The organism is Sorangium sp. So ce394 (assembly GCF_051474665.1).
Taxonomy (GTDB): domain Bacteria; phylum Myxococcota_A; class Polyangia; order Polyangiales; family Polyangiaceae; genus Sorangium; species Sorangium cellulosum_D.
In genome coordinates this window covers 12,442,271-12,467,374 of record NZ_CP150339.1, presented here as the reverse complement: position 1 = coordinate 12,467,374, position 25,104 = coordinate 12,442,271, and the positions used below count along the sequence as shown (strand labels likewise).

The 25,104-nt window shown below is 71.8% G+C and carries 21 protein-coding genes and 1 tRNA gene; 8 read left to right on the top strand and 14 right to left on the bottom strand.

Annotated features, from left to right (window positions below; genetic code table 11):
- Positions 1-184: 184 nt before the first annotated feature.
- The 3 genes from WMF33_RS45975 to WMF33_RS45965 all read right to left on the bottom strand — a co-directional run bounded on the left by WMF33_RS45975 (position 185) and on the right by WMF33_RS45965 (position 3,456).
- A complete protein-coding gene (locus WMF33_RS45975) occupies positions 185-943 on the bottom strand; it encodes a hypothetical protein (protein ID WP_437334497.1) in 759 nt (252 codons plus the stop codon).
- Between the two features lie 270 nt (positions 944-1,213).
- Positions 1,214-2,269 (bottom strand): WD40/YVTN/BNR-like repeat-containing protein, encoded by a 1,056-nt coding sequence (locus tag WMF33_RS45970; RefSeq protein ID WP_437334496.1) that lies wholly within the window; start codon positions 2,267-2,269, stop codon positions 1,214-1,216.
- Positions 2,270-2,331: 62 nt separating this feature from the next.
- Entirely contained in the window at positions 2,332-3,456 is a 1,125-nt protein-coding gene (locus WMF33_RS45965; RefSeq protein ID WP_437334495.1) for a hypothetical protein, read from the bottom strand.
- Positions 3,457-3,702: 246 nt separating this feature from the next.
- On the opposite strand from WMF33_RS45965, the gene WMF33_RS45960 reads away from it, so the two are divergent.
- Both WMF33_RS45960 and WMF33_RS45955 read left to right on the top strand, forming a co-directional pair.
- Positions 3,703-3,834: a hypothetical protein gene (locus tag WMF33_RS45960; RefSeq protein WP_437334494.1), complete on the top strand. Its 132-nt coding sequence runs from the start codon at positions 3,703-3,705 to the stop codon at positions 3,832-3,834.
- A gap of 91 nt (positions 3,835-3,925) precedes the next feature.
- Positions 3,926-5,149, top strand: a complete 1,224-nt coding sequence (locus WMF33_RS45955; protein WP_061624709.1) for a serine/threonine-protein kinase — start codon at positions 3,926-3,928, stop codon at positions 5,147-5,149.
- A 78-nt stretch (positions 5,150-5,227) separates the two neighbouring features.
- Here the strand turns inward: WMF33_RS45955 and WMF33_RS45950 are convergent, their stop codons facing one another.
- Positions 5,228-6,505, bottom strand: coding sequence for a citrate synthase (locus WMF33_RS45950; RefSeq protein WP_187346073.1), 1,278 nt, complete (start codon positions 6,503-6,505; stop codon positions 5,228-5,230).
- 100 nt (positions 6,506-6,605) lie between these two features.
- Between WMF33_RS45950 and WMF33_RS45945 the strand changes: the two genes are divergently transcribed.
- A complete protein-coding gene (locus tag WMF33_RS45945; RefSeq protein WP_080682630.1) occupies positions 6,606-7,277 on the top strand; it encodes a hypothetical protein in 672 nt (223 codons plus the stop codon).
- Here the strand turns inward: WMF33_RS45945 and WMF33_RS45940 are convergent.
- From WMF33_RS45940 to WMF33_RS45915, 6 genes are all read right to left on the bottom strand, one after another.
- Positions 7,274-8,698 carry an ABC1 kinase family protein gene (locus tag WMF33_RS45940; protein WP_437334493.1) on the bottom strand — a complete coding sequence of 475 codons (1,425 nt, stop codon included), beginning with the start codon at positions 8,696-8,698 and terminating at the stop codon, positions 7,274-7,276. The two genes, WMF33_RS45945 and WMF33_RS45940, sit on opposite strands and share 4 nt — an antisense overlap.
- A gap of 143 nt (positions 8,699-8,841) precedes the next feature.
- Positions 8,842-9,177, bottom strand: coding sequence for an HU family DNA-binding protein (locus WMF33_RS45935; RefSeq protein WP_044989678.1), 336 nt, complete (start codon positions 9,175-9,177; stop codon positions 8,842-8,844).
- 561 nt (positions 9,178-9,738) lie between these two features.
- A complete protein-coding gene (locus WMF33_RS45930) occupies positions 9,739-10,686 on the bottom strand; it encodes an NAD(+)/NADH kinase (protein ID WP_437334492.1) in 948 nt (315 codons plus the stop codon).
- On the bottom strand, positions 10,686-11,348 hold the full coding sequence (locus WMF33_RS45925; protein ID WP_437334491.1) for an NUDIX hydrolase: 663 nt from the start codon (positions 11,346-11,348) through the stop codon (positions 10,686-10,688). Before WMF33_RS45925 ends, WMF33_RS45930 begins: the two co-directional genes overlap by 1 nt.
- A gap of 136 nt (positions 11,349-11,484) precedes the next feature.
- Entirely contained in the window at positions 11,485-12,225 is a 741-nt protein-coding gene (locus tag WMF33_RS45920; RefSeq protein WP_437316361.1) for a CPBP family glutamic-type intramembrane protease, read from the bottom strand.
- On the bottom strand, positions 12,225-13,346 hold the full coding sequence (locus tag WMF33_RS45915; protein ID WP_437334490.1) for a decaprenyl-phosphate phosphoribosyltransferase: 1,122 nt from the start codon (positions 13,344-13,346) through the stop codon (positions 12,225-12,227). Before WMF33_RS45915 ends, WMF33_RS45920 begins: the two co-directional genes overlap by 1 nt.
- A gap of 324 nt (positions 13,347-13,670) precedes the next feature.
- Here WMF33_RS45915 and WMF33_RS45910 point away from each other — a divergent pair, with 324 nt between their 5' ends.
- From WMF33_RS45910 to WMF33_RS45900, 3 genes are read left to right on the top strand one after another with little or no spacing between them, the layout of a single operon-like run.
- Positions 13,671-14,636, top strand: coding sequence for an AAA family ATPase (locus WMF33_RS45910; protein ID WP_020741493.1), 966 nt, complete (start codon positions 13,671-13,673; stop codon positions 14,634-14,636).
- A 7-nt stretch (positions 14,637-14,643) separates the two neighbouring features.
- The gene (locus tag WMF33_RS45905) at positions 14,644-15,876 is read left to right on the top strand and encodes a DUF58 domain-containing protein (RefSeq protein WP_437334489.1); all 1,233 of its coding nucleotides are present in this window, start codon (positions 14,644-14,646) and stop codon (positions 15,874-15,876) included.
- On the top strand, positions 15,873-18,047 hold the full coding sequence (locus tag WMF33_RS45900) for a transglutaminase TgpA family protein (protein WP_437334488.1): 2,175 nt from the start codon (positions 15,873-15,875) through the stop codon (positions 18,045-18,047). The genes WMF33_RS45905 and WMF33_RS45900 overlap by 4 nt, the downstream gene beginning before the upstream one ends.
- Positions 18,048-18,097: 50 nt before the next feature.
- Here the strand turns inward: WMF33_RS45900 and WMF33_RS45895 are convergent, their stop codons facing one another.
- Positions 18,098-20,050, bottom strand: coding sequence for a hypothetical protein (locus WMF33_RS45895; protein WP_437334487.1), 1,953 nt, complete (start codon positions 20,048-20,050; stop codon positions 18,098-18,100).
- Between the two features lie 233 nt (positions 20,051-20,283).
- Here WMF33_RS45895 and aspS point away from each other — a divergent pair, with 233 nt between their 5' ends.
- Positions 20,284-22,230, top strand: a complete 1,947-nt coding sequence (gene aspS / locus WMF33_RS45890) for an aspartate--tRNA ligase (RefSeq protein WP_437334486.1) — start codon at positions 20,284-20,286, stop codon at positions 22,228-22,230.
- A 217-nt stretch (positions 22,231-22,447) separates the two neighbouring features.
- Positions 22,448-23,803 (top strand): DUF4388 domain-containing protein, encoded by a 1,356-nt coding sequence (locus WMF33_RS45885; RefSeq protein WP_437334485.1) that lies wholly within the window; start codon positions 22,448-22,450, stop codon positions 23,801-23,803.
- A gap of 182 nt (positions 23,804-23,985) precedes the next feature.
- On the opposite strand, the gene WMF33_RS45880 is transcribed toward WMF33_RS45885, so the two are convergent.
- The 3 genes from WMF33_RS45880 to WMF33_RS45870 form a co-directional block, all read right to left on the bottom strand.
- Positions 23,986-24,072 (bottom strand) — tRNA-Ser (locus WMF33_RS45880).
- 407 nt (positions 24,073-24,479) lie between these two features.
- On the bottom strand, positions 24,480-24,758 hold the full coding sequence (locus tag WMF33_RS45875) for a hypothetical protein (RefSeq protein ID WP_437334484.1): 279 nt from the start codon (positions 24,756-24,758) through the stop codon (positions 24,480-24,482).
- Complete coding sequence (locus tag WMF33_RS45870) at positions 24,751-25,098, bottom strand: hypothetical protein (RefSeq protein WP_437334483.1); 348 nt, start codon at positions 25,096-25,098, stop codon at positions 24,751-24,753. Before WMF33_RS45870 ends, WMF33_RS45875 begins: the two co-directional genes overlap by 8 nt.
- Between the last annotated feature and the right edge of the window lie 6 nt (positions 25,099-25,104).

Genomic DNA, 25,104 nt, shown 5'->3' with positions numbered 1-25,104 from the left:
GGGTGGGCGCGAATCTACTACGGTGCCGGAGAAAGCCAGGCCGGGCCGCGCAGGGCGACCCGGCCCGGGGATCGGTTCATGGCGCGAGGCGCGCTCCCCGGCGGCGCGCGACGGGCCGCGGAGGAGCCTCGCCTGGAGGCGCCTCCGCGGCAGCGCCTGCGCCGTCGGGGGCGCCGGGCCCCGCTCAGGACCGCTTGCGGCGGCGCGCGGCGGCCACGCCCGCGCCCGCGACGAGCGCCGCGAGCCCGGTGCCCGCGAACGGCGCGGACGAGGACGACCCCGGCGCGGCGGCGCAGGAGACGCTGGCCTCGGCCTCGGCCTCGGCGTGGAACTCCACGTCGATCCCCTGCGTCAGCAGCCAGTTCTTGCACTCCTCCATGGTGCCGGCGATATCGACATACTGCCCGTTGCAGAACAGCGCGCCGTCCGGTGTGGAGCACTGCACCTCACACCCGCCCTTGAGCTCGGACGTGCAGTCGACGTTGCAGTCGATGTTCGCCTCGACCTTGCACTCGCCCTCGCAGCTCGCCTCGCACTTCGCCTCGCACGAGGCGCTCGGCGGGGTCCCCTCGCAGCTGACGTTGCACTCTCCGTCGCAGCTCGCTTTGCACGACGACTCGCACTCGGCCCGCGCCCCTGATCCGTTGGCGTGCGCCGAGCAATTGGCGCTGCAGTTCGCCTTGCAGCTCGCCGTGCAGCTCCCCTCGCAGTCCAGGCTCCCCGGGTCGACGTTGCACTCCCCCTCGCAGTCCGCCTGGCAGCTGCCCGTGCACGAGGCTTCCGCGCTGCCGGTGCACCGCCCGGAGCACTCCGCAGTGAACTGGACCGGCTCGCAGTACCCTTCACAGCCGCCGGAGGTGCGGATCTCGCACTGTCCGGCCGCCGCGGCCTGGAGGTTCCCGCACGGATTGGGCTGGGCTGATGCGGAAGAAACAACGAGCAAAGGAACAGCAAAAGTAAAAGCGCTTACAAAAAGCTGAGCAATGGTCCGTCGCATGCCAATTCTCCTGGGTTGAGAGCGCGGGATCCGCGTGTGGTCTCCGCGGGTATTGCAATCGGACGACCAGCACTACCCCTTGAAGCATTTCCCAAGAAAAAAATCTCTGCGGTCGTGCTCGCTATGCCGAGCGTGTCGCGGAGTTCACGGTGCGCTGATGCGACATGCCACACTGCGCGCATGTCAGGGCAGGTGAGAGGACATGCGCCTTGGTGATCAGCGGCTCACAGTGTCGGCGATCTGTCCTTTCCCGTAGCGCGCCACCACGCCCTTGCGCGCCCTGCCCGGGGTCGGCTGGCTGAGGAAGTCGCCGCCGACCGCCCAGAAGGCCCCTTCCCCGTCGACCCAGACGGCGTGCAGGTCGGCATACGGCTCTTCCGTGAACTCGTCGATCCAGACCCCGTCGACGAGGCGCTGCTTGAGGCCTCCATAGCCGACGATCGCGACCTCGCCCGGGCGGCCGCAGGCGACGCCGTTCACGTCGTTGGTGAGCTCGATGTCGAGGCGGCGCCACGCCGTGCCGTCCGAGCGGAGCACGTCTCTCCCGCCGACCGCGTACACCTCTTCACGGCTGCAGCCGGCGGCCGTGAACAGGGTGCCCTGCGCGATCGGCGGATCGGACTGCAGTTCCCAGGTCGCGCCCGCGCGGTGCCAGATCACGCCGAATTCGCCGACGGCATAGAGGTCGTCGGACGACTCCCCCCAAACCTTATAGAGCGCGCGGCCGGGCTCCTCGGGCAGCGGCTCCCTCGACCATGCGCTGCCGTCCCAGTGAAGGACGATATCCTTCTCCGCCGCCCCCGCGCCGCCGCCGGGCGTGCCGCCGACGGCCCAGGCGTCGTCGGGAGCGAAGGCGATTACGCCCCACAGCGTAGCGTCTGTCCCGGTCTCGTGCTCGGTGAACGCTGCTCCGTCCCAGCGCGCGGCGCGGCCGCGCTCGCCGACCATCCAGACGTCCTTCGGCCCGGAGCCGGCCACCCACCAGAACGTCTCCTCCCCGCCGGCCGGGAGCTCACGCCACGTCGACCCATCGTAATGCAGCGCGAGCGACGCGCGCCCGGTGTTGCCGAGCGGCCCCCCCACGGCGAACACGTCGTCCGGCGCCGTCCCCCAGATCGACAGGACCGCGCGATCGAGGTCGCCCTCGTCGAGCAGCACGCGCCACGCCGGCGGTCCGTCCTCGGACGGCGGCGTCGCAGGATCGTCGGAGCAGCCGCCGAGGGCGGCCGCCCCGAGCGCCATCGCGGCAACGGGGTGCAAACGGGTGCGCATCGGGGTGAAGACCAGCCTGGAGCGATCCTGTCGGCGCGCGCGGCGCGCGCCCGTCCGGGGGCTCAGTTGCAGAACACGTCGTCCTGCTTCGGATAGTAGTAGACGAAGATATTGCAGTGCTCGTTCTTCTCGACGATCGGGCCGAACGTGTAGCAGCAATCGAGCTGCTCCTCCGAGGTGTTGTTCTTTGTCGCGTCGTACTCGTCGAGACCGCTGCAGCCCACGGAGGGGTCCGGCGGCTGCCACTCGTAGGTGCAGCCGTACCAGACGCCGCCGTTCTTCGGGACCTCGAGGTCGAGCTGCGGCGAGGTGAGCATCGGCGGGTCGTCCCACGCGTTCGAGGTGTAGAAGCGCTCCGAGGCCGGCGGCGTGCCGATGGATGTGCCGTCCCACGTGTACATGTCGAACCGCGTGCCCCGGCTGTGGAAGTGGCCGTTGGCGCCGATGATCCGCACGGGAGAGGGGCTGTTGATCTGGCACGAGCCCTCGAACGTGGGCCGCGGATTCGACTGGCAGACGCGGATGGATTGCTTGGTCGCGAAGACGGTGCCCATCTCGGCCGTCACCTGCTCGTCGGGCAACGACCAGAAGTTCACCCGGACGCGGCCGACCGCCTGGGGGGTCTTCTGCGACGTCGCGTTCACGTAATGCGTCTGCAGCATGAGCCACTCGTCGGGCTGGAGGACGTTCGCGACGCCCTCGGGGAACTCCCAGTCGAGCTGGCCGTCCTGCTGCGAGTTCGCGACGAGCGGCCAGTCGGCCCAGTTGGGGCTCTTGAAGCACTCGCCCACGCCGTTCTGGTTCTTCTGGATGAGCCCGCCCTCCGGCCCCAGCCCCTTGATGGTCCGCACGCGGAAGATGTTCATGTGGTGCGAGCCGTCGCGCTGCGCGATCTCCACGCGGTGGAGGTTCACGGGCGCCTGCGGGTCGAGCCCGTTCGACGCGGCGAGCTCGCTGACCTTGAAGAAGTAGCAGTCCTGCTGCTCCACCCCCGGAGGCACCTCGATGTCCTCCGTCTGCATCTGGAAGCCGTGGCCCACCGGAGGCGGATCGAGCAGCGACTCGTCCACCGTCGGCCCCGGACCGGAGCCCGTCGAGCCCGGTCCAGGGCCTGTGCGGTCGTCAATGCAGGCAGCAGCCCCCAGCGCGAGGGCAAGCAAACCGAACGTCAGCCGTCGAGCAGCCATGAGGTCCTCCAGTCAATGGAGCAGCAATGATGGAGATATACACCGTTGGGCAATTTCAGGACCATGATGTCGCGCGGCCGGCAGGGATCCGGCGCGAGCCGGGCCGTCGTGGCCGAACGGGGGTAGGAGCTGCTAGGATGTGGGAGAGGTTCAACCATGGCGGCGTCCAAGAAATGCGGTCCACACACGGAGCTCGCCTCGAATGAGGCGACGCGCGTCACCCGGTGCGGGTGCGGTACCGTTCACGTGACACTCCTCGGCCCCGGCGTGACGTTTCGCATGCCGGCGGACGCGTTCCGCGGCGTCGCCTCCGGGCTCAAGGCGGCGGCCGAGCGGCTTGACGACGACGCCCGCTTCGGCACGACCTCCATCAATTAGCTTGCGCACCCGCCGCGGTGCGGCCTACCAGTTGCTTCGCCGCTGAGCATCCCGCTCCTCGGATGGCGCGGGTCGAACGAGGGCGCCTTTCGTGTACGACGACGACGCGGAGCACTGGGTCGGCAAGACGTTCGCTGGAACGTGGTGGATCGAGCGCGTGCTCGGCACCGGCGGCATGGGGAGCGTGCTGCTCGGGCGGGCGGCGGACGGCTCGCAGGTCGCGCTGAAGGTGCTGCACCCGGAGCTCAACGCGATCGCGGAGGTGCGGAAGCGCTTCCTGCGCGAGGGCTTCATCGGGAACTCGCTCGGGGGGGCGGACGCGGTGCCGGGCGTGGTGCGCGTGCTCGGCTCGGGCGAGTCGCCGGAGGGGCTCGCGTACCTGACGATGGAGGTGCTCCAGGGCGAGACGCTCTTCGATCGGATGGCGCGCACCGGGACGATGCCCCCCGGCGAGGTGCTCGCGCTCGCGGATCAGGTGCTCGAGACGCTGGCGATCGCGCACGCGCGCGGCGTCGTGCACCGCGATCTGAAGCCCGAGAACATCCACCTCGGGATCGACGGCCGCGTGCGCATGCTCGACTTCGGCATCGCGCGCGTCGTCGACGGGCTCACGGGCCTGCCCGAGAAGACCGCGACAAAGACCGGCATGATCATGGGCACGGCGACGTACATGGCGCCGGAGCAGGCGACAGGCCTCATCCACGACATCGACGGGCGCACGGATCTGTTCGGGCTCGGGGCGACGATGTTCCGTCTGCTCTCGGGCCGGCAGGTGCACGGCGACGTGACGGAGGCGATGGAGGTCATCGCCGCGGCGACCGAGCAGGCCCCGCCGCTCGCCTCGGTCGCGCCCGGGATCTCGCCCGCGGTCGCGGCCGTGGTCGATCGATCGCTGGCGTTCATCAAGTTCCATCGCTACCCCAACGCGGAGACCATGCGCGCGGACGTCCGCGCGGTGCGCGCGGGCGGGCTGCCCCCGTACGCGCAAGCCGTCCTCGACGGGCGCATCCGCGCCGGCCAACCGCTGTCGCAGCCGGCGCCGCCGCTCGCGTCGCCGCCGATGACACCGTCCCCCGGCGGCGTGTCGCCGAGCGCCCGCCCGCAGCCGACCGTGCTTGAGCACGCCGCCGCGCCGAGCCACTCGATGAGCCGGCCGGAGCGCACGCTCGACGACAGCGCGACGGTGCCGCCCGGCTCCGGCACGCCGCTCACGCAATGGTCGACGGGCAAGCTGCTCTTGCTCGTCGGCGGCGCCTCGCTCGCCACGGGCGTCATCGTGGCGGTGATCGTCGTTCTGCTGCTGCTGAGCTGCTGACGGGCGGCGAGGGCTCCGGCGCCGCCGGCAGACGCGTTGAGGAAGGGCTGCCGGCGGGGCCGAAGGGCCCCGCCGCGGTCAGGAGCGGTCCTCGAGCGGCGTGTAGGCGATGGCGTTCTCGCCCGTGTAGATCTGCCGCGGGCGGCCGATCTTGCCGCTCGGATCGTCGTTCATCTCCTTCCAGTGGGCGATCCAGCCGGGGAGGCGACCGAGCGCGAACATGACGGTGAACATGTTCGTGGGGAAGCCGAGCGCGCGGTAGATGATGCCGCTGTAGAAGTCGACGTTCGGGTAGAGCTTCCGCTCGACGAAGTACGGGTCCTTCAGCGCGGTCTCCTCGAGCCGCTGCGCGATGTCGAGCAGCGGATCCTTGATGCCGAGCTTCGCCAGGATCTTGTCGGCGGCCGCCTTGATGAGCACCGCGCGCGGGTCGTAGTTCTTGTAGACGCGGTGACCGAAGCCCATCAGGCGGAAGCCCGAGGTCTTGTCCTTCGCGAGCTTGACGAACTTCGAGACGTCGCCGCCGTCGGCGCGGATCGCCTCGAGCATCGTCACGACCTCCTGGTTGGCGCCGCCGTGCAGCGGGCCCCACAGCGCGCAGATGCCCGCGGCGATCGAGGCGAAGAGGTTCGTCTTCGCGCTGCCGACGAGGCGCACCGTCGACGTCGAGCAGTTCTGCTCGTGATCGGCGTGCAGGATGAGCAGGAGGTTGAGGACCTTCACGATGTCCTCGTCGATCTCGTACGGCTCCGCCGGGACCGAGAACATCATGTTCAGGAAGTTCGCGCAGTACGAGAGCGAGTTGTGCGGGTAGACGAACGGCTGGCCGATCGACTTCTTGTACGAGAACGCGGCGATCGTGCGCACCTTCGAGAGCAGCCGCGCGATGGTGATGTCGAGGAGATCGGTGTTCTTCACGTCGATCGCCTCGGGGTAGTAGCTCGACAGCGAGAGCACCATCGCGGACAGGATCGCCATCGGGTGCGCCGTCGACGGGTAGCCGTCGAAGAAGCGCTTCATGTCCTCGTGGATCAGCGAGTGCCGGGTGAGCAGCGTGGAGAACCGCGACAGCTCGCTCTTGTTCGGCAGCTTGCCGTAGATCAAGAGGTACGAGGTCTCCACGAAGGTCGACTTCTCGCCGAGCTGCTCGATCGGGATGCCGCGATAGCGGAGGATGCCCTTCTCCCCATCGAGGAACGTGATGGAGCTCGTGGTCGAGGCCGTGTTGACGAACGCCGGGTCGATGCAGACGTACCCGGTCTTCGCGCGTAGGGATGCGACGTCGATCGCCTTCTCCCCCTCGGTGCCCGTGATCACCGGCAGCTCGATCGTCTGCTCCACACCGTTCTTGTTCAGCGTTAACTTCGCGGTCTCCTGCACGCCTCCTCCTTCCGCCGCAGCGCGGCGTAAGCTATCACGAGGTGAGGGAAGATTGCTTCCCCAAGAAATTGAGGTGATGCGTTTGAGCGAGCCGGTCGTGCGGGGGGAGCTGGCCCACCACCCGGAGGCGCTTCGGCTGGCGGCCGAGGTGCGCCGGGTCCACGGGCGTTACGCAGACGAGGTCGTCGCTCGGTATCGCCTGTGCCCGTTCATGCGCGACGCCGCAACCGGTTTCGGACGCTTTTACGTCCTGCTCGACCGCGAGCCCGTCCTGGAGACGGCGCTGGCGGCCGTGGCCGAGGCGGAGTCCGCCGTGGTGCACCTGATTTTCCCGTGCATCCACGCTCCGTCGCCCCAGTTCGAGCGGTTCTCGTCGCGCCTGGGTGAACAGCTGCGGCGGCTGCGCAACCCCGCGCCGGTCCTCGCCGCGTTCCACCCCGAGATGGCCGGGGACGAGACGAACTCGCACCGGCTCGTCGGCCTCCTCCGGCACGCGCCGGATCCGTTCATTCAAACGATTCCAGAAGGGTTGAACCATTCGGGGACTGTCCTCGCGGGGGCGGGCGTCGAGCCCGCCGCGGACCCGGCCGAGGACAATTACCGGCGCCTTCAAGGGGCTGGGATCGCCGAGGTCAAGGCCAGGCTCGCCGAGATCATGGCGGATCGCGACGCGAGCTATGCCCCCTCCCTGGCGCGGCTCGGGCTGACCCGCCCCGGCCCGCGCTTCGGCCCCGCGCCGGCGCGCTAGCGCTCGGGCGGCCGGCCGGGCGCCTGGCTCGCCCCGCCGGCCCTGGCCTCGCGCTCGGCCATCAGCGGCATCAGGTACGGGAAGCCCGCAGCCATGGTGTCGAGGTCGGGATCGATCTGGGCGGCCAGCCAGAAGAGCAGCACGCAGGCGCGCTCGACGTAGAACCAGTCCTCGGGGTACTCGAACGAGCGCATCAGCTCCTGGAGCTCGCCGCGCTCCAGCTCGGGGTCGGCCAGCTTCTCCAGCTGCTCGGGGCGAGCGCGCATCAGCGCCGCGGGCGTGCGATCCCGGATCTTCAGCAGCTTCGCGAAATAGGTCTTCACGGTCCGCTCGAGGAGCGCGTCGTTGCCCCCGGGCGCGACGAACCCCATCCGCCGGAAGCCGCGCACCACCGCCGCGTCGTCCTGCGCGAAGATGCCCTTCAGGATGTCGAGCAGCCCGTCGATGAGCTCGTCGCGGGCCTCGCAGCTCGCGCCGAAGTCGAGGACGACCAGGCGAAAACCGCCGCCCTCGTCCGCGCTCCGCGGGGCGACGAGGAAGTTCCCCGGGTGCGGATCGGCGTGAAAGAAGCGATCCAGAAAGAGCATCTTGTAGAAGGCCTGCACGAGCTTGAGCGCGACCTCCGAGGGCAGGACGCCCGCGCTCCGCAGCGCGTCGAGGCGGGTGATCTTGATGCCCTCCATGAACGTCATCGTGAGGACGTCGCGCGTCGTGAGCTCGTGGATGACCTCCGGGAACGCGACGCCCGCGTCCCCCGCGAAGTTCTGCGCCATCCGCTCCATGCACGCCGCCTCGTGCAGGTAGTCCGTCTCGCGGCGGAGCAGGTCGACCAGCGACTCGTGCACCCGCTCGATGCGCCCCACCGGGACGAACCGCTTGTAGACGAGGATCGCGAGGCGCAGGACGCGCAGATCGACGGCGATGATCCCGCGGATGCCCGGGTAGAGGAACTTCACCGCGACCTTGCGGCCGTCGCGCAGGCGCGCGACGTGCACCTGCCCCAGCGACGCGGCCGCGAGCGGCGCGCGCTCGATCGACGCGAACAGCTCGCCCGCCGAGCGGCCGAAGCTCGCGCGCAGCGCGGCCTCGAGATCGCTGAAGGGGTGGGGCGGCACCTGGTCCTGGAGCTGCTCGAGCTCCTTGCCGTAGGCCCGCGGCAGGAAGCCGCCCATGATGGACAGCACCTGGCCGAGCTTGATGAAGACGCCCCGCAGCTTGAGCATGGCCCGCAGCAGGCGTCGGGCGTTGTTCTGATCGACGCGGGCGCGGCGCGCGACGAGCCAGCCGGGCAGCTCACGCGCGGCGCCGCCGCTCCCTAGGCGCCTCGCGAACACCCGCCCGAGCCCCAGCTGGATCAGGTAGCTCGTCAGGATGACCGAGAACGCAAACAGCGCGCGGAGGAGTCGGACGGCGAGCGTCATGTGCGGCAGGGCAGCCGCACCATGCTACCGCAGGGGCCGCGCGGGGCCAGCCAAGCTCGCTCCCCGGGGACGATCCGGTCCCGGAGAGGGGGCCGCCGCGGGCCTTCCCCGCGCCGAGGAGCCCTCCGGCGAGCCGGGTAGGCTCAGGAGAGCGAGTCCTTGATCGCCTTGATCGGGCGAGCGCGGACCGACTTGCTGGCCGGCTTGGCCGCGAACGTCATCGGCTGCTTGGTGAACGGGTTGATCCCCTCGCGCGCCTTGGTGGCGGGCTTCTTGACGACGCGGAACTTCGCGAACCCGGGCATCGTGAAGATGCCGTTCTTCTTCAGCTCCTTGTACGCGATGTCGGTCAGCGCCTCGAGGATCGCCTTGACCTGCTTGCGCGAGATCTCGTTCTCGTTCGCCTCGACCACCGCGTTGATCAGCGCGCTCTTGCTGAGCGACGTGCTCTTCTTCCCGTCCGTTTTCTTCGCCGCCATGTTCATTCCTCCTGAGGTTTGTGGCCTCTTGCGCGCCAAAGGAAACACAACGGCCGCCGCAGATCCAGTGTCGAATCGTCGATCGGAGCTACAAAAAAAGGGGTTTCATGCCCCGGGGGGCGCGTCGCGCCGCCGGGAAGACCGCCGGGGGGGCCTGACGCGGGTCGCCAAAACCCCAGGAAAACCGCCGAAATCGACCGGTCTTCGGGCCTCGCGCGCCCTCCTCGAGGGCGGTCCGACGCCGGGCGCTCGGGGTAGGAGATCACCCGATCCCCTTCCGTTGAAGGCGATCTGGGCCGCGCGCGCCCTCCTCGGGTCGAGCCTCCTCGGCCGACGGCCCTCCTCCGCCCCGCCCCGCGCGCGCGATCGCGCCGCATCGCCCCGCTCGATCCAGCGCTGCGCGCGCGCGACGCGCCTCGCCGTCGCGCCCCGCGCGTCGGGCGAGCGGCGCAGCTCCCGCGCCCAGCAGCGCCGGCTCGCGGCCTCGCGACGGCGGCTCGCGGCCTCGCGGCGGCGGATCGGCGCGAGCCTCTCGGGACCGTTCGGCGGCCCGACGCGGGCCTAGCGGCGGCTGACCGCCGAGCCCGCGCCCCACTTCCGCTTGGCCGAGAGGCCCAGGATCGTCAGCGACTGCGGCGCCTGCGTGAACTCCATCACGTCGCCGAAGCCGACGTTCACCGAGTGGATCGGCCCGTCGAAGAAGAGCTTCGCGTCGTGCGTCTTGCTCCGCACGACGAGCGAGGAGCCCGGCTGGATCAGCGCGTGGCGGAAGCGGTACTCCTCGCCGTGGGGGGTGTACGGCTCGCGCACGACGAGCTGGAGGCGCGTCGAGGTGAGCGGCAGGACGCGCCCGCCGGCGGAGCGCTGCGCGGCCGTGGAGCCGGCCGCCGGGCCGATCCAGAAGCCGCTCGACTTCTGCTCCTCCTCGGCCTTGCCCAGCCGGATCACGTAACGCGACGTGGCCGCCGGGGAGACATGACAGAAGAGCGCGTCGTTCAGGACGCGCGCGGTGGCGAGCTTGTCGTTCACCGTGACCTGCATGCGGGTGAGCACCGTGCGGCGGAGCGAGCCGCGCAGCGCCTTCGCGATCGCGTCGGCCGCGTCCCCGCTCGTCGCGCCGCAGAAGAAGCCGACCGAGTGGCCAGGGGCGCTGTTAATGCCGAGGATCGGCACGTCGCCGACGTTGTGCGAGGCGCTGAGCAGCGTCCCGTCGCCGCCGACCGTGATCACGAGGTCGAGCTCGCCCGCGTCGAACGACTGCGCCGCGCCGGCGAGGATCTCGACGCGGGCGCCGAGGTCGTCGAGCGCCGCCTTGACCTCGCGCACGGTCTGCTCGTGCGCCTCGTGCGACGCCCTGAGGCGCGCGATGGCGGCGTCGCCGGCCTCGATGAGCCGCGTGATGCGCGGGTCTTTCCGCTCGTCGCGGTAGATCCTCCAGGCAGTGCGCTTGACGACGAGCGCGACGCGGGGCGAACGCCGCTGCGCGGGCGCGAGGGGTTGTTCCGCCATCAGAGCTCCGCGAGGCGCCGGAGCGCCACCTCCGTCTTCGCGTCCTCGATCTCGCCGCGGCGGGTGAGCTCGATCGCCTCGTCGAGCGGGACCGCCACGATGACGGCGTGCCGCTCGAGCGGGGAGCCGTCCTCGATGGGCGCCCCCTGGCGCGCGGGATCGACCTCGACGTGGAAGAAGAAGTGCCGCTCGCCCACCATGCCCGGCGCCGGGAACGTCGACGGGCCGAGCGGCTTCAGCTCGGACGGGGGCACGTCGAACCCCGCCTCCTCGAGCAGCTCGCGCGCGGCCGAGCGCTTCAGGCCCTCGGGGCTCCGCTCGTCGAGCTCCACGAGCCCGGCCGGCAGCTCCCACAGCGCGCCGAGCGTCGGCGCCTCCGGGAACGGGCACACCTCGGGCGCGCGGGTCGCGGCCGGAGGCCGGAGCGCCGAGCGGAGGTAGACGTGACGGCGCCCGTCCGCGCCGCGGTAATGCGGGGCGATCACCACCGCGTCGAGGCGCTCGCGATCGACGCTGTCGTAGGTGAACGGGTCGCTCAGCGACCCGTCCGGGAACTCGACGCGGAACACTTGGCGCCGCACGTTGAGGAAACCAGGGCCGTCCAGCGAGGGGATCGTCTGGACCAGCCTGAGCGCGAGCTTCGGGAAGGGAGGTAGCCGCATGCGTCGAGGCGCGAAGCATAGCGCCAAACGGCCGCCGATCGCGATTGCGCCCTCGCCGGGACGGCGACGCGCGGCCATGACGCGGGCATGGCACGCGGGCGCCCTGCCCCGCCCCCGGGGGGCGCGGCCTCCGGGCTCAGCGGAGCACGAGGACCCAGACGTCGTAGAGCGCGTGGGTCCAGACGGCCGGCGCGAAGCCGCGGAAGACATAAATCCCCGTGAGCACGAGCCCGCACACCATGCGGAACACGAACGAGGGCAGGTTCCAGGGATCGCCCATCGAGCCGACGTAGTGCCAGCCGGAGAAGACGGCCGCGGCCACGACCGCCCAGCCGACGAGCAGCACCACCCCCTGGACCCCCCGGCCGAAGAAGAGCTTGATCCCGAGCGCGCCGAGCCCGTAGAGGCCGACGCGGAACGCGATCTCCTCGTAGAAGCCCGCGCCGAGCGACATCACGACCCCGGTGAAGATGTCGTTCGACAAGACGGGCGGGCCGAGCCGGAGCGAGCCGACCACGTAGGCGCCGGCGAAGCGCATCAGGATGGCGTAGAGCGCGCCCTCGGTGGCGAGCAGCGCGAAGCGCCGCGTCTTCAAAGCGTGGCCGCGGCCGAGGACGGAGAGGACGATGACGAACGCGGCGCCGACGGCGAACGTGAGGCCCGCGTAGAGCGGGAGGCTGTGCTTGGCGAGCGCCCGGAGCTCGGCGGTGACCGGATCCGCCGCGTTGCGGATGGGGAGGAAGGCGACGCCGATGTGGTAGAGGACGAAGATCGGCATCGTCAGCGCCAGATCCGTCAGCGCGTCGCTCTTCGCGGTCGGCTTGTCGCCGGGAGGAGCCGCCCCCGGCCGGGCGAGCTCCGGCCCGGCGCCGAGCATCAGGACGGCCTCAGGCGATACACGATGACCAGCACCTCCGCGGACCACAGGACGAGGTTCAGCACGAAGGGGGTGTCCCGGAGGATCTCCTGGGTGGGGCTCTCGGCCTTCGCGCTGCCGGCCACGAGCTGGAGGAACCGGATCACCCCGAAGAGCGGGTGGATCGTGGTCAGCCAGAGGTACGGGTTCTCGAAGAAGCGCTGCGTGTCGTGATCGAGCGTGTACGCGAGGTAGGTGCCGATGGTGGCGACGCCGGTCACGGCGAGCGCCGCCGTCAGCGCGCCGGGCGTGTAGGCGTCCAGCGCCGCGCGCTGCTTCGAGGCGTTGGCGCACGCGAGCTCGTGGCGGCGCTTGCCGAAGCCGAGGAAGAGCGCGAGCAGGGCGGTGCAGGCGATCATGAAGCCGGAGAGCGGCGTCTTCGTCGCGAAGCCGCCGGCGAGCACGCGCAGCACGAAGAAGACCGCGATGCAGCCGACGTCGAGGTACGCGATCTTCTTGAGCCGGAACGAGTAGGCGACGTTGAGGACGTAGTAGCTGGCGGCGACCACCGCGAAGAGCGGCGGGCCGAGGAGGCTGGCGCCGAGCGCGATGACCGCGAGGCCGACCGCCATCGCCTTGGCGACCGGGATCGGCACGCGGCCCGAGGCGATGGGCCGGAAACGCTTGACCGGGTGGACCCGGTCGGCCTCGGCGTCGACGATGTCGTTCAGGATGTAGACGGCGCCGGCGAGCAGGCAGAAGATCGCGAAGGCCCCGACCGCGCTCATGATGATCGAGGGGTGGGTCAGGTGCTTGGCGAACACCACCGGGGCGAGGACGAAGAGGTTCTTCACCCACTGGTGGGGGCGCATCGCCCGGATCATCCCGCGCACGCGCCAGAGCAGCGTCCCCCTGGGGGAGTCGGGCAGGATGGGCGGCTGCGCGATCAGGCCGCCCGAGGGGGGCCCGCTCTCCGGCGGACGCGAGCTCGGCACGCCGCTCCGCGGCGGCGACGAGGGAGGCTTGCCGGCGGGGACGGAGCTCATCGCGGCGGGTGAGCCGCCCTGCTCCGCCGGCGCAGGGTTGTCCAGCGCGCCGGCGTCCGGGCGAGCATCGGCGCCCGGCGCCTCCTGGGCAGGCAAGGCGGGGGCACTGTGGCGAAAGAGAGGACCCGAGGCGGTCACGGCGGCCGGAGCATACCCGGGAGCACCGGTCACGGCCATTCCGCGGCAGGCAAAAGAGCAGGAACGTGGACGCTCGGGACTGTCGGAACCGAGCGGCGGCGACGGGCCGAGCGCCCCGAGGCCCAGCCGACGCGCCTGGGGGAACGTGGCGCAGCGCACCCGGGCCCGCGGCCCCCGCGGCGCACGTCGCGAATCCGCGTTCGCACCGGCCGCCCCGGCTTGTGGAACGCAAAATGCGCATCCCCGCAGGCTGGCCGTAACCTCGTGCTACCATCGCCCGTGATGACATCAGCGCTCTCGGTCGCGCGTGAAGCTTCGCCACTTCTTCTGAAGCTTCGCTCTGCCGTGGAGCAGGCCCTCGAAGGGAAGCCAGAGGCGGTCGAGCTGGCGCTCATCGCGCTGCTCGCCCGGGGCCATGTCCTCATCGAGGACGTGCCCGGCGTCGGCAAGACGACGCTGGCGCGAGCGCTGGCGAAGGCCGTAGGGGGCGAGCTCCGTCGCGTTCAGTTCACCAGCGATCTCCTGCCGAGCGACGTCCTCGGGGTGAGCGTCTTCGACCAGCGGCTCGGGCAGTTCGTGTTCCGCCAGGGGCCGATCTTCGCGAACGTCCTGCTCGCCGACGAGATCAACCGGGCGAGCCCGCGGACCCAGTCGGCGCTGCTCGAGGCGATGAACGAGGGGCAGGTGTCGATCGAGGGGACGGCGACGCCGCTGCCGGAGCCGTTCTTCGTGCTCGCGACCCAGAACCCGCAGGATTTCGCCGGCACCTTTCCCCTGCCGGAGTCGCAGCTCGACCGGTTCATGGTGCGGATCCGGATCGGGTACCCGCCGCCCCAGGTGGAGATGCGGCTGCTCCTCCAGGGCGGCGAGCCCGATCGCGCGCGGAACGTGCCGCAGGTCATCGATCCCGCGCAGCTCGTGGCGCTGCAGCGCGAGGTCGATCGCGTCGAGCTCGACTCGTCGCTCGCGACCTACCTGCAGGCGGTGCTCGCGGCCACGCGCTCGAGCCCGACCCTCTCGCTGGGCGCCTCGCCGCGCGCCGGCATGAACCTGGCGCGCGCGGCCCGGGGGCGCGCCGTCCTCTACGGCCGCTCGTACTGTATCGCGGACGACATCCATGACCTCGCGGTCGCCGTGCTGGCGCACCGGGTCCGGCTCTCGGCCCACGCCGAGGGCTACATGCCGACCCGCGACGAATGCGAGGCGGCGGTGCGCGATCTCGTGGCGCGGGTGCCGGTCCCGCTCTGAGGGGGCGATGGGCGCAGAGGACCGGGAGCGGGGATCTCTCAGCGGCAGCTCCCGCGGCGCCGAGCGCGAAGGCGGGGCCGCGCGTAGCGCGATCCGGCCGAGCCGCCTGAAGCGCGAGCGGCCCCCGATCGAGCAGCGCCCGCTCTTGCCCTCGCGCGGGGAGCAGGCGGCTTCATGGACGAAGGTCCTGCTGGCCCTGAGGCCGCCCCGGAAGCTCAAGTTCACCCGGGAGGGGAAGTACTACCTCGGGATCACGCTGGGCGTCGGCTTCGCGGCGATCAACACGGGCAACAACCTCCTCTACCTGCTGCTCGGGATGCTGCTGTCGCTGATCGTCGTCTCCGGCGTGATGAGCGACATGTCGCTCCGACACCTCACCGTGACCCGGCGGCTCCCAGCCCGCGCCCAGGTGGGCCGGGCGCACCTCGTCGAGATCGAGGTCTACAACCACAAGAAGCGCGTGCCGTCGTACGCGATCGAGGTCGAGGACCTGCGCGCCGGTCAGCCGGCCGACAAGCGCTGCTTCTTCCTGAAGATCAGCCCCTCCAGCGCGCAGGTGGCCGCCTACCGGCGGACGCCGGCGAAGCGCGGCCGCGACCGGCACACCGGGTTCCGCATCGCGACCCGCTTCCCCTTCGGGCTGTTCGAAAAATCGCGCGAGGTCGAGGCCGAGGGGGATCTCATCATCTACCCCGCCGTCGATCCGGTGCGGCTCCCGGTCGAGGACGCCGGGCGGCGCGAGGGCGGCGCGAGCCTCAGCGGGCGCGGCGGCGGCGACGAGACGTTCGGGCTGCGGCCGATGCGCGAAGGCGACGATCCGCGCGACATCTACTGGAAGAAGAGCACGATGCGCGACCAGCTGGTGCTGCGCGAGCGCACCCGGGAGACGCGGCCCGACGTGCGGATCGTCGTCGACACGGTGCGGCCCGCCGGCGAGGGCGACGGGTTCGCGCAGACCTTCGAGCGCAGGATCCGCGAGGCGGCCTCGCGCGCGGTCGCCCACATCAAGCGCGGCGACGCCGTGGTCGTCGCGACGACGCTGGGCGAGCGGGTGCGCGGCGACCGCAACATCGGCTCCGACGCGATCCTCCGGTTCCTGGCGCTGCTCGAGGCGGTGGACGAGGGGCGGTTGCCGGAGCTCGGCGAAGCGCGCGCCGCTCGGGCGTCCGCGCGGCAGGTCTCCAGCCCGGGCCCCACGAGCGGCGAGCGCCGCACCACCACGCCGAGGACCGCTTCATGAGATTCGGGATGGTGCATCGGGTCATGACCGACGCGCTCGCGGCGCTCGGCGTCATCGCCCTCGTCGCCAGCGGGCAGTTCAACCGCTACGTGAGCTGGGCCATCCTCATCGGCCTCGCGCTCGCGCTCGTCGTGCGCGAGTCCTGGCAGCGGCACCCGGCGCTCCGCCACCTCGACACCGGCGTCCTCCTGGTCGTCATCGCCGTCCAGGTGGTCCGCATCGTCGCGACCGACGCGAGCGTGCTCGACGTGCTCGTGGAGTTCGCCGCGGCGCTGCAGATCATCCGGCTCGCGACGCGGAAGGGCGCGGCGCACGACCAGCAGGTCATCGTGCTCGCGCTCCTGCACCTCATCGCCGGGACCGTCCTCGGCGGCGGCCTGGGCTACGGGCTGTGCTTCCTCGGCGTGCTCGTCGTCGCGCCCGGCGCCCTCGTGCTCAGCCACCTCAGGCGCGAGGTCGAGGGCAACTACCGGCAGGGGGCGCGCGACCGAACCGGGCTGCCCGTGGACGTGCCGCGCATCCTGCGTTCCAGGCGGGTCGTCGGGCGCTCGTTCCTCGCCGTCACCTGCCTGCTCTCGATCCCGATCTTCGTCTTTACCGCGCTCCTGTTCGTCATCTTTCCGCGCGTCGGCCTCTCGCTGCTCCTCCTGAACCGCGGCCACACGGGGCGGATGATCGGCTTCTCGGGCAAGGTCGACCTGGGCGCGGTCGGCGTGCTGCGCAGCGATCCCAAGCTGGCGATGCGCGTCGAGATCCCCGATCTCCCGGAGCCGCCGCCGCCGCGCCTCACCATGCACCTGCGCGGCACCGCGCTCGACGCGTACGACGGCCGCACCTGGACCCAGAGCGAGGCGTTCAAGCGCCCGACCGAGAGCGACGGGGGGCTCGTGCCGATCGAGCGGTACCCGGATCCGTCGGTCGATCCGGTGATGCGCATCGATCTCGAGCCGATCGATCCGCCCGTGATCTTCATCCCGCCGAACGCGACCGGGCTCCGGTTCAAGAGCCGCGGGCAGCTCGGCATCGACGCGAACACGATGGCCCACCGCGGGCCCGAGGGAGAGTTCCGGTACCAGCCCCTCGACGACCGCGGGCTCGTCTACGACGTCTTCCTGTCGCGCAAGCGGTCGCCGACGTTCCAGCGCCTGCCGGCGGGCGAGCGGCGGCGCTACCTGGAGCTGCCGAAGGACCTGCCGCCGCGCGTCGTCGAGCTCGCGCAGCAATGGACGCAGGGCCTGGAGCGCCCGGCCGACCGCGCGCGCGCGGTCCAGGATCGCCTGCGCACGGAGTACCGGTACGATCTCGCGTCGCCGTCGGGGGCGGACCCGCAGCCGCTCGATCACTTCCTGTTCGAGTCGAAGCGCGGGCACTGCGAGTTCTACTCGACGGCGATGGCGATCCTGCTGCGCGCGGTGGACGTGCCGACGCGCAACGTGACCGGCTTCGTCGGCGGCACCTACAACCGCTTCGGCCGGTTCTACGCCGTGCGCCAGGGCGACGCCCACTCGTGGGTCGAGGTGTTCCTCGACGGCGAGGGGTGGCAGACGTTCGATCCGACGCCGCCGGCCGACGCGGCGCCGAAGAGCGAGCTGGTCGGGGTCTGGGCGTACCTCCGCGACTTCATCGAGGCGACGAGCCAGCGCTGGGACAGGCACATCGTCGGCTACGACCTGAACCAGCAGGTGAGCCTGCTCCAGACGCTCACGTCGCGCTACCGGAGGTCCGGCTCGAGCGGCGACGTCACGCTGTCGCGCCCGCGGATCCTCGCCGTCGCCGCCGTCGCGCTCGCGCTGGGCGGCGGCCTGCTCTACTGGCGGTTCCGCCGCGCGCGCCGCGGGCGCGACGAGTCGCGCGCCGACGGGGGGCGCACCCCGAGCGCGATCCTGGCGACCGCGCTCTACGAGAGCCTGGAGGCCGCCATGCTCGCGCAGGGCGTGCCGCGCCCGCCCAGCATGCCGCCGCTGCGCCACGCCGAGGTGCTGGAGCACGCGGACCACCCGCTGGCGCGCGAGATCCTGCAGCTCACGCAGGTCTACCTGCGCGCCCGCTTCGGCGGGGCGCAGCTCACCGAGGACGACAGCCGCGACTTCGAGCGACGCGTCAAGGCGCTGCGCTCGACCGATCGCCGCGCGCTCGCGGCAGGCAACGTCGGGCTCCACGCGTCGCCCTGATCGCGGGCCTCGGCGGCGCGCGGCGGAGCATCGCCGCGCGCGGCGCCCGCTCAGCGGCGCCGCACCGGGCGCTTCGCGATGAACGCCTGGCGGATGCCGGTGACGGCGCGGCGGGTCGGGCCGCCGGAGACGAACGGGTCCTCGGCCGCGAGCTCGCCCAGCCGGTCCACGAACGACTGCGCCACGACGCGCTCGCCCAGCAGGCTGACGACGTTCGACTGGCCTCGCATCGTGGACGCGAGGACCGCCGCCGTCGACGTGTCCGGCACCGCGGCCGCCGAGAGCGCCTCCAGCACGCGCTTGATCGGCACGATCGACTGCGCGGTCGCCAGCTTGCGATCCGAGGGGCCGAGCGGCTGCGGGGCGTACTCCAGCCAGATCCCGGCGACGTTCAGGTGGCCGAGGAGCCTCTTCGACCAGCTCGGATCGAGCTCCACGTAGAGGGGCCGGACGTCGGCCAGCGTGGAGAGCGCGAACTCGCTGGGCTCGCCCGCGAGCGCGAAGTCGCGCAGGAGCGGCGCGAGCTTGCGCTCCTCGGCGAGCAGGCTCGCCGCGACCTGACCGCGATCGAGCAGCGGGATCGGGACCACGAGGACGTCCGGCCGCTCGCCGCGCGTGATCCGCGCCGCCCAGACCCGCCACGCGATCGCCGGCGAGCGCACGAGGATGGCGGAGCTCGGATCGAGGCTGCCGTAGGCCTCGTCGGTCCAGACCTCGGCGGCCGTCTGCTCGCTCCGGTCGGCGGCGAAGCCGGCCTCCTCGCTCGTCAGGGCGACCAGCGTCAGCTGGAAGACGACGAGCAGCACCGCGCCGCTCCGCGAGAACGGCACGCGCGTGTCGAGCAGCGCCCGGACGGCGGCGTGCGCCCCGAGCGCCGAGCCGACGGCGATGGCCGCGACCGCGAGCGACCGCAGGGGGGTGAGCGGATCCGCGGAGAGCACGCCGGCCGCGCGCGCGGGCAGGAGCGTGTCGAGCGCGAGCAGCACGAGGAACGGCGCGACGAGCCACCGCGCGCGCGGGCGCAGGAGCGAGAGCGCGAGGCCGGCCGCGGCGATGAGGAGGGAGACGACGCCGATCTCGCGGCTCCACGCGGCGAGCGCCGTGGTGCGCGCGCTCGCGACGTCGGCGGCGGCGAGGCTCCCCGCCGTGAGCGCGCGGCCGATGTCGGCCCACGCGCGCGGCGCGAGCGGCCGGAGCGCGAGCGGCGCGAGGAGGAGCGCGGCCGTGAGCGCGCCCGCGCCGGCGGCGGCGCCGAGCAGGCGCCGGGGCGGGCCCGCGGCCGCCGCCTCCCCGCCGAGGCCCCGGCGGGCGAGGACCATCGCGAGCGACGCCGCCATCGCCGCGAGGCCGGCGGGAGGGCTCTCGGCGAACGTGGCCCCGAGGACCGCGCCGAGCGCGATCCACGCGCGCCCCGCGTGCCGCGCCTGCTCGGCGCAGATCGACGCGAGCGCGAGGGCCACGAGCGCGCAGCAGGTGGCGAGCATGGCGCCGCCGCCGACCGTCGCCTCCCGCTGCCAGGTCGGCGACAGCGCCGCCGTGAGGACGGCGATCGCCGACAGCGCGGCGGCGAGCCGCGGGCTCGCGGCGCCGCCGGGCGCGGCCGGCGCGGGCCGCGCCGCGGCCGGGATCGCCTCGGCGGCGCCGCCGACGAGCTTGCGGAGGAGCGAGAGCCCGGGGAGGGGCGCCGGCCGCGCGGACTCCAGGAGGAGCCGGCGGACCATCTCGTAGAGCAGGCGCGACGCGAGCGCGAGCGCGAGCGCCGATCCGAGGGCGGTGCGGAAGGTGCGCGAGCCCAGCGGGAGCAGGCTCAGCGCCTGCGAGACCGCGGTCGAGAGGCCGCCGCCGACCCCGACCGCGACGAGGCCGAGGTCGCGGACGGCCGTGAGATCCTCTCGCCATTGCCCTGACGAGGCGGCGCGGGCCAGCGAGAGCCCGAAGGGCAGCGCGGCCGACAGGAAGGCGAGCGACCGATCGAGCCAGCAGCGTTTCTCTTCGGAGCTCACCGGGCGGCCATGCCAGATCGGCCGCGGGCGGGCCAAGTTCCGGCGCACGACCCGGCCGCGCCCCGGCGGTGCGTGGCCCCGCAGCGCCTCGGCGGCGGCGCGCGGCCCGATCCGCGCCCCCCGCGGCGGCGCGCGGGGCCACGCACCGCGCGAGGGGCGCGATCATCCGGAGAGGCGGTGAGCGGCGACCTGGGCTAGAGTCGCCCCTCCCACGGAAATTCGGAGGTCGGCTCGTGTCCCGTTTCATCGATGAGCTCAAGAGGACGCACCGCTGCGGCGATCTGCGCGAGGCGGACATTGGCAAGGAGGTCGTGCTGTTCGGCTGGGTCGCGCGGCGCCGCGATCACGGCGGCTGCATCTTCATCGACCTCCGCGACCGCACCGGCGTGACGCAGATCGTCTTCGATCGCAGCTACCTCGGAGCGATCACGAAGTACGGCGTGAAGGCGGAGGAGAAGGACCTCGTCGACGCCCACGCCGCCGCCGAGCGGGCCCGGTCCGAGTGGGTCGTCGGCGTCCGGGGCGTCGTGGTGAGCCGCGAAGGCAACGTGAACGACAAGATCGACACGGGGGCCATCGAGGTCTGGGTCGCCGAGGCGACGATCTTCAACAGGGCCGAGACGCCGCCGTTCGAGATCGCGGACGAGATCGAGACGCGGGAGGAGATCCGCCTCCAGCACCGGTACCTCGACCTGCGCCGGACGCCGCTCCAGCGGACGCTGCGGATGCGCCACGAGATCAACCGGGCGACGCGGAACTACCTGTCGGACCAGGGCTGCCTCGAGCTCGAGACGCCGTTCCTCGTGAAGTACACGCCGGGCGGCGCGCGCAACTTCCTCGTCCCGTCGCGGATCTCGGCCGGCAAGTTCTACGCGCTCGCCGAGAGCCCGCAGCTCTACAAGCAGCTGTTCATGGTCGCGGGCTTCGACCGGTACTTCCAGATCGTGAAGTGCTTCCGGGACGAGGACCTGCGCATCGACCGGCAGCCCGAGTTCACCCAGATCGACGTCGAGCTGTCGTTCGTGAACCAGGACGACGTCTTCGGGCTGATCGAGGGGCTCGTCTTCGCGTTGTTCAAGGCCGCCCTCGGCAAGGACCTCACCGAGCTCTACCCGACCGGCCGCTTCCCGCGCATGCCGTACGCCGAGTCGATGCGCCGCTTCGGCAACGACAAGCCCGACCTCCGCTTCGGGATCGAGCACACCGACCTCACCGACATCATCATCGAGCACGGCGGCGGCGGGGTGCCGTTCTGGGTGGAGCTCGCCGAGAAGTACCGGTCCGGCAAGCTGCGGCGCGACCTGCCGGCCGAGATCGTGAAGGGCCTCGTGATCCCGGCGAGCGCCAACCTCTCGCGCCAGCAGACCGAGGATCTCGAGAAGGGGCTCCGCGACGTGAAGGGCTTCCGGGGGCTCGCGCGCGCCAAGCTCGCCGAGGACGGCTCCTGGACGCAGTCGCCCCTCACGAAGTCGATCACGCCGGAGCTCCGGCAGAAGCTGAACGAGGCGCTCGGCGCCAAGCCCGGCGACATCCTCTGCTTCCAGTTCGGCAAGGAGGCCGTGGTGCACACGGTCATGGCGAAGCTCCGCATCGACGTCGCCAAGAAGATGGGGCTCATCCCGGAGTACGGGCATGGCGACCAGTGGCGGTTCCTCTGGGTGACGAACCCACCCCTGTTCGAGTTCGACGAGGACACGGGGCGCTGGGCCGCCGCGCACCACGCGTTCACGCGGCCGATCGACGAGCACGTGCCGCTCCTCGAGAGCGATCCGGCGCGCGTCGAGTGCTACCGTTACGATCTCGTGCTGAACGGGTTCGAGATCGGCGGCGGCTCGATCCGGTTGCACGATCCGGAGGTGCAGGCGCGCGTCTTCAAGACGCTGGGCATCGACGAGGGCGACGCGCGCGACAAGTTCGGGTTCCTCCTGGACGCGCTCCGCAGCGGCGCGCCGCCGCACGGCGGGATCGCGCTCGGCATGGACCGGCTCTCGATGCTGCTCAGCGGCGCGCCGACGCTGCGCGACGTCATCCCGTTCCCGAAGACCAACCAGGGCACGGACCAGATGACCGGCGCGCCCGTGGCCGTCGACGGCGCGCAGCTCGCCGAGCTGCACGTGAAGACGGTCGCGCCCGCGGACGCCCGACCGGGCGCGGCGGGCACCGGCAGCGCCGGCGCCTGATGCCGGACCGGGGGGCGCGCGCGCGATCGCGATCGGACGGCTCGACCGCGGCGCCCCGGCGCTCGAGCGCGGCGGGGCGCCACCGCCACCGCGCGCGCTGTGCCCTGCCTCGCCGCGCGCGGCCGCGCCCCTCGGCCTTTATGTTTGCAGGCCGCGCACTTCTGGTAGGGTAGGGCCTGTATCCTTCGCCATGGCCTCCCCGGCGCGAGTCCTCGTTGTGGATGACAGCCCGACCATCCTGAAGGTCGTCAGCGCCATCCTCGCTCGCAACGGGTTCGATCCGACGGTGGCGCGCGACGGGCTCGCCGGGATCGAGCTCATCAAGAAGGGGCCGAAGTACGACCTCGTCCTCCTCGACTTCGTGATGCCGAGGATGAACGGCTACGCCTTCTGCCGGGAGCTGCGGTCGAACCCGTCGCACCGCACGGTCCCCGTCGTCCTGATGAGCGCCAAGGGCGACAAGATCCGGGGGCAGTTCGTCCAGCAGACGGGCGCCGTCGACGCGATCACGAAGCCGTTCGACGCGCGGGCGCTGGTCGCGGTGATCGAGGGCGCGCTCTCGAAGACGGCCGAGGGGCGCGCGCGGCCCGTGCCGGAGGGCGCGAAGATGCCCGACGAGGACACGATCGCCGAGAGCGTGCGGCCGAGCCTCCTCGCCCGGAACATGCGCCAGCGCGCCGGGGTCGACTTCGCGCAGCAGCTGGCGACGGTGATGACGCCCGCGATCATGAGCCTGTCGCCCGAAGCGCGGACGAACGAGGCGGCCGTCATGCAGGCGGTCGCCCGCGTGATGACGAGCGAGGTGGTCTCGAAGCTGACCCTCACGCTCCGCGATCTCGACGCGCCCCCGGACGCGAAGGAGGTGATGAGCGGCGACGTCTCGGCGATCCCCCTCGCCGAGATCCTCCAGCTGCTCCAGATGCAGCGGCAGACGGGCGTGCTCCGGGTGACCACGAACCGCGCGTCGGTCACGATCTCGCTCCGTCAGGGGCTCATCGATCTCGTGCAGGCGCGCAACTCGTCGGACGAGTTCAAGCTCGGGCGCTACTTCATCGAGCGCGGGCTAGTGACGCGCGAGCGGCTCGAGGCGCTGCTCCGCATGAAGGCGCCGCAGACGCTCCTCGGCCAGGTGCTCGTCGAGGCGGGCGTCGCGACGAACGACGATCTCATCGCCGTGCTGGAGCGCCAGTCGAGCGAGCTGATCTACGAGGTGCTGCGCTGGCCTTACGGGCGCTTCTCGTTCACGCGCGAGCCGTTCCGCCCCGAGGTCGAGCAGGCGCGCCTCGGCCTCGCCGTGTCCGCGCTGGTGCTCGAGGGGTTCCGGCGCGTCGACGAGTGGCGGCTCATGGAGGGGACGATCAACTTCGACCAGGTGGTGGTCGTGGATCAGGTCGCCCTCGACGGCGTGGGCTCGGGCAAGCTGACGCGCATCGAGGAGCTCGTGCTCGGCGCGGTCAACGGCTCGCGCACGGTGAACGAGGTGATCAAGGAGAGCGCGGTCGGCTCGTTCGACGCGATCAAGACGATCTACCAGTTCCTGCAGTCGCGCGTGCTGAGGACCAGGGCCGCCTGAGGCGCGCGCCGGCGGCGAGCCGCGCGCGGGCAGGGGCAGGCACACACGCGCGCGAGCGCGCGGCGCGTCGACGCCGCGCATGCGGCATCGGCGCATGCGCGGCGACGTTCGCCGCCGTTACGTTGTCCACGCGCGGGGCTCAGGCCGCCTCACGACGGGCGTAGCGCTGAGCGCGATCGCGGCGGAGAGGGCGGGATTCGAACCCGCGGATCAGTTTCCCGATCGCACGCTTAGCAAGCGTGTGCCTTCAGCCACTCGGCCACCTCTCCTGGTCTCCAGGAGGATCCGCCCGGCCCATGCTCGGCGCAGGGCCCCGTGCGGATCTCGAAGCTTTGACAGTAAAAAGAGCGTTGACTCGACAGACGCTCGGCGCGGTCCGTCGAGGGAGCGGCAACATACCAAAGAGGCTGCCGCCGTGCACAAAAAGATCGCGCGGGGAAGCGCCGGGGACGGGCGAGGGCCTCCGGGGGACGGCGGCGAGGGGCAGCGGGCCGGCCGGCTCTACCCTGGAGCTCGACCCGGGAGACGAGGGAGATCACGAGATCGCGCCCGCGCGGAGAGAGCCTCCACGAAGACATAAGTATATGATATTATTATATTTTATTGCATTCTACCCGGGCCCGCCCTCCCCGGCTGGCGGCGCAGGCGGCCGGGCGGCGGCGCCTTGCGTGGCGGGTCACTGCGGCACGCCATAGGCCAGGGCGAACAGCACCGCGCTGAGCGCCGCGCAGACCGCCCACGCCCGGGCCGCGCTGCGGGCCAGGAAGGCGACGCACATCGCCGTCACCCAGAGCGGCGCCACGAGCGCGAAGGCGAGGACGCTCCGCGTGTCCCCGGAGAGCGGCGCAAACCGCGCGACGCACGCGCTGGCGAGGACGGCGACCGGGAGCGTCCCGACGAGCGCCGCCAGCGGGCGCAGGGTCGCGCCGAGCCGGACGAGCCGGCCGCTAGCCATGACACGCTCCAGCGAGCGAGAGCGCGACGACCGCGGGGGGAGACAGGAGCGCGAGGCCCCACGCCGCGCGCGGCCAGAGGGGCGCGAGCAGGACGAACAGGCTCGCGGCGCAGAGGAGCGCGGCGACGGGGACGAGGTACGCCGCGGGGCCGGCCTCGGTCCGGCGCCACAGCCACACCGACAGCGCGAAGGACGCGGCGGCCAGCGCGCGGGCCGCGATGGGCCACGCGCGCTTCCCGCGCAGCCGCGGCGCGACGCCGAACGGGACGCGCTCCGGCCGCGCCGCGTGGAGCAAGGCGAAGGCGAGGTACGCCGAGAGGAGCGACGCGATCTCAACCATGGGAAG

Excerpts from the sequence above, each read along its gene's own strand:
- WMF33_RS45970 (WP_437334496.1), bottom strand. The coding sequence starts at position 2,269 with ATGCGCACCCGTTTGCACCCCGTTGCCGCGATGGCGCTCGGGGCGGCC.
- WMF33_RS45965 (WP_437334495.1), bottom strand. The coding sequence starts at position 3,456 with ATGGCTGCTCGACGGCTGACGTTCGGTTTGCTTGCCCTCGCGCTGGGG.
- WMF33_RS45945 (WP_080682630.1), top strand. The coding sequence starts at position 6,606 with ATGCGTTTGAGCGAGCCGGTCGTGCGGGGGGAGCTGGCCCACCACCCG.
- WMF33_RS45940 (WP_437334493.1), bottom strand. The coding sequence starts at position 8,698 with ATGACGCTCGCCGTCCGACTCCTCCGCGCGCTGTTTGCGTTCTCGGTC.
- WMF33_RS45935 (WP_044989678.1), bottom strand. The coding sequence starts at position 9,177 with ATGGCGGCGAAGAAAACGGACGGGAAGAAGAGCACGTCGCTCAGCAAG.
- WMF33_RS45930 (WP_437334492.1), bottom strand. The coding sequence starts at position 10,686 with ATGGCGGAACAACCCCTCGCGCCCGCGCAGCGGCGTTCGCCCCGCGTC.
- WMF33_RS45925 (WP_437334491.1), bottom strand. The coding sequence starts at position 11,348 with ATGCGGCTACCTCCCTTCCCGAAGCTCGCGCTCAGGCTGGTCCAGACG.
- WMF33_RS45920 (WP_437316361.1), bottom strand. The coding sequence starts at position 12,225 with ATGCTCGGCGCCGGGCCGGAGCTCGCCCGGCCGGGGGCGGCTCCTCCC.
- WMF33_RS45910 (WP_020741493.1), top strand. The coding sequence starts at position 13,671 with ATGACATCAGCGCTCTCGGTCGCGCGTGAAGCTTCGCCACTTCTTCTG.
- WMF33_RS45905 (WP_437334489.1), top strand. The coding sequence starts at position 14,644 with ATGGGCGCAGAGGACCGGGAGCGGGGATCTCTCAGCGGCAGCTCCCGC.
- WMF33_RS45900 (WP_437334488.1), top strand. The coding sequence starts at position 15,873 with ATGAGATTCGGGATGGTGCATCGGGTCATGACCGACGCGCTCGCGGCG.
- WMF33_RS45875 (WP_437334484.1), bottom strand. The coding sequence starts at position 24,758 with ATGGCTAGCGGCCGGCTCGTCCGGCTCGGCGCGACCCTGCGCCCGCTG.
- WMF33_RS45870 (WP_437334483.1), bottom strand. The coding sequence starts at position 25,098 with ATGGTTGAGATCGCGTCGCTCCTCTCGGCGTACCTCGCCTTCGCCTTG.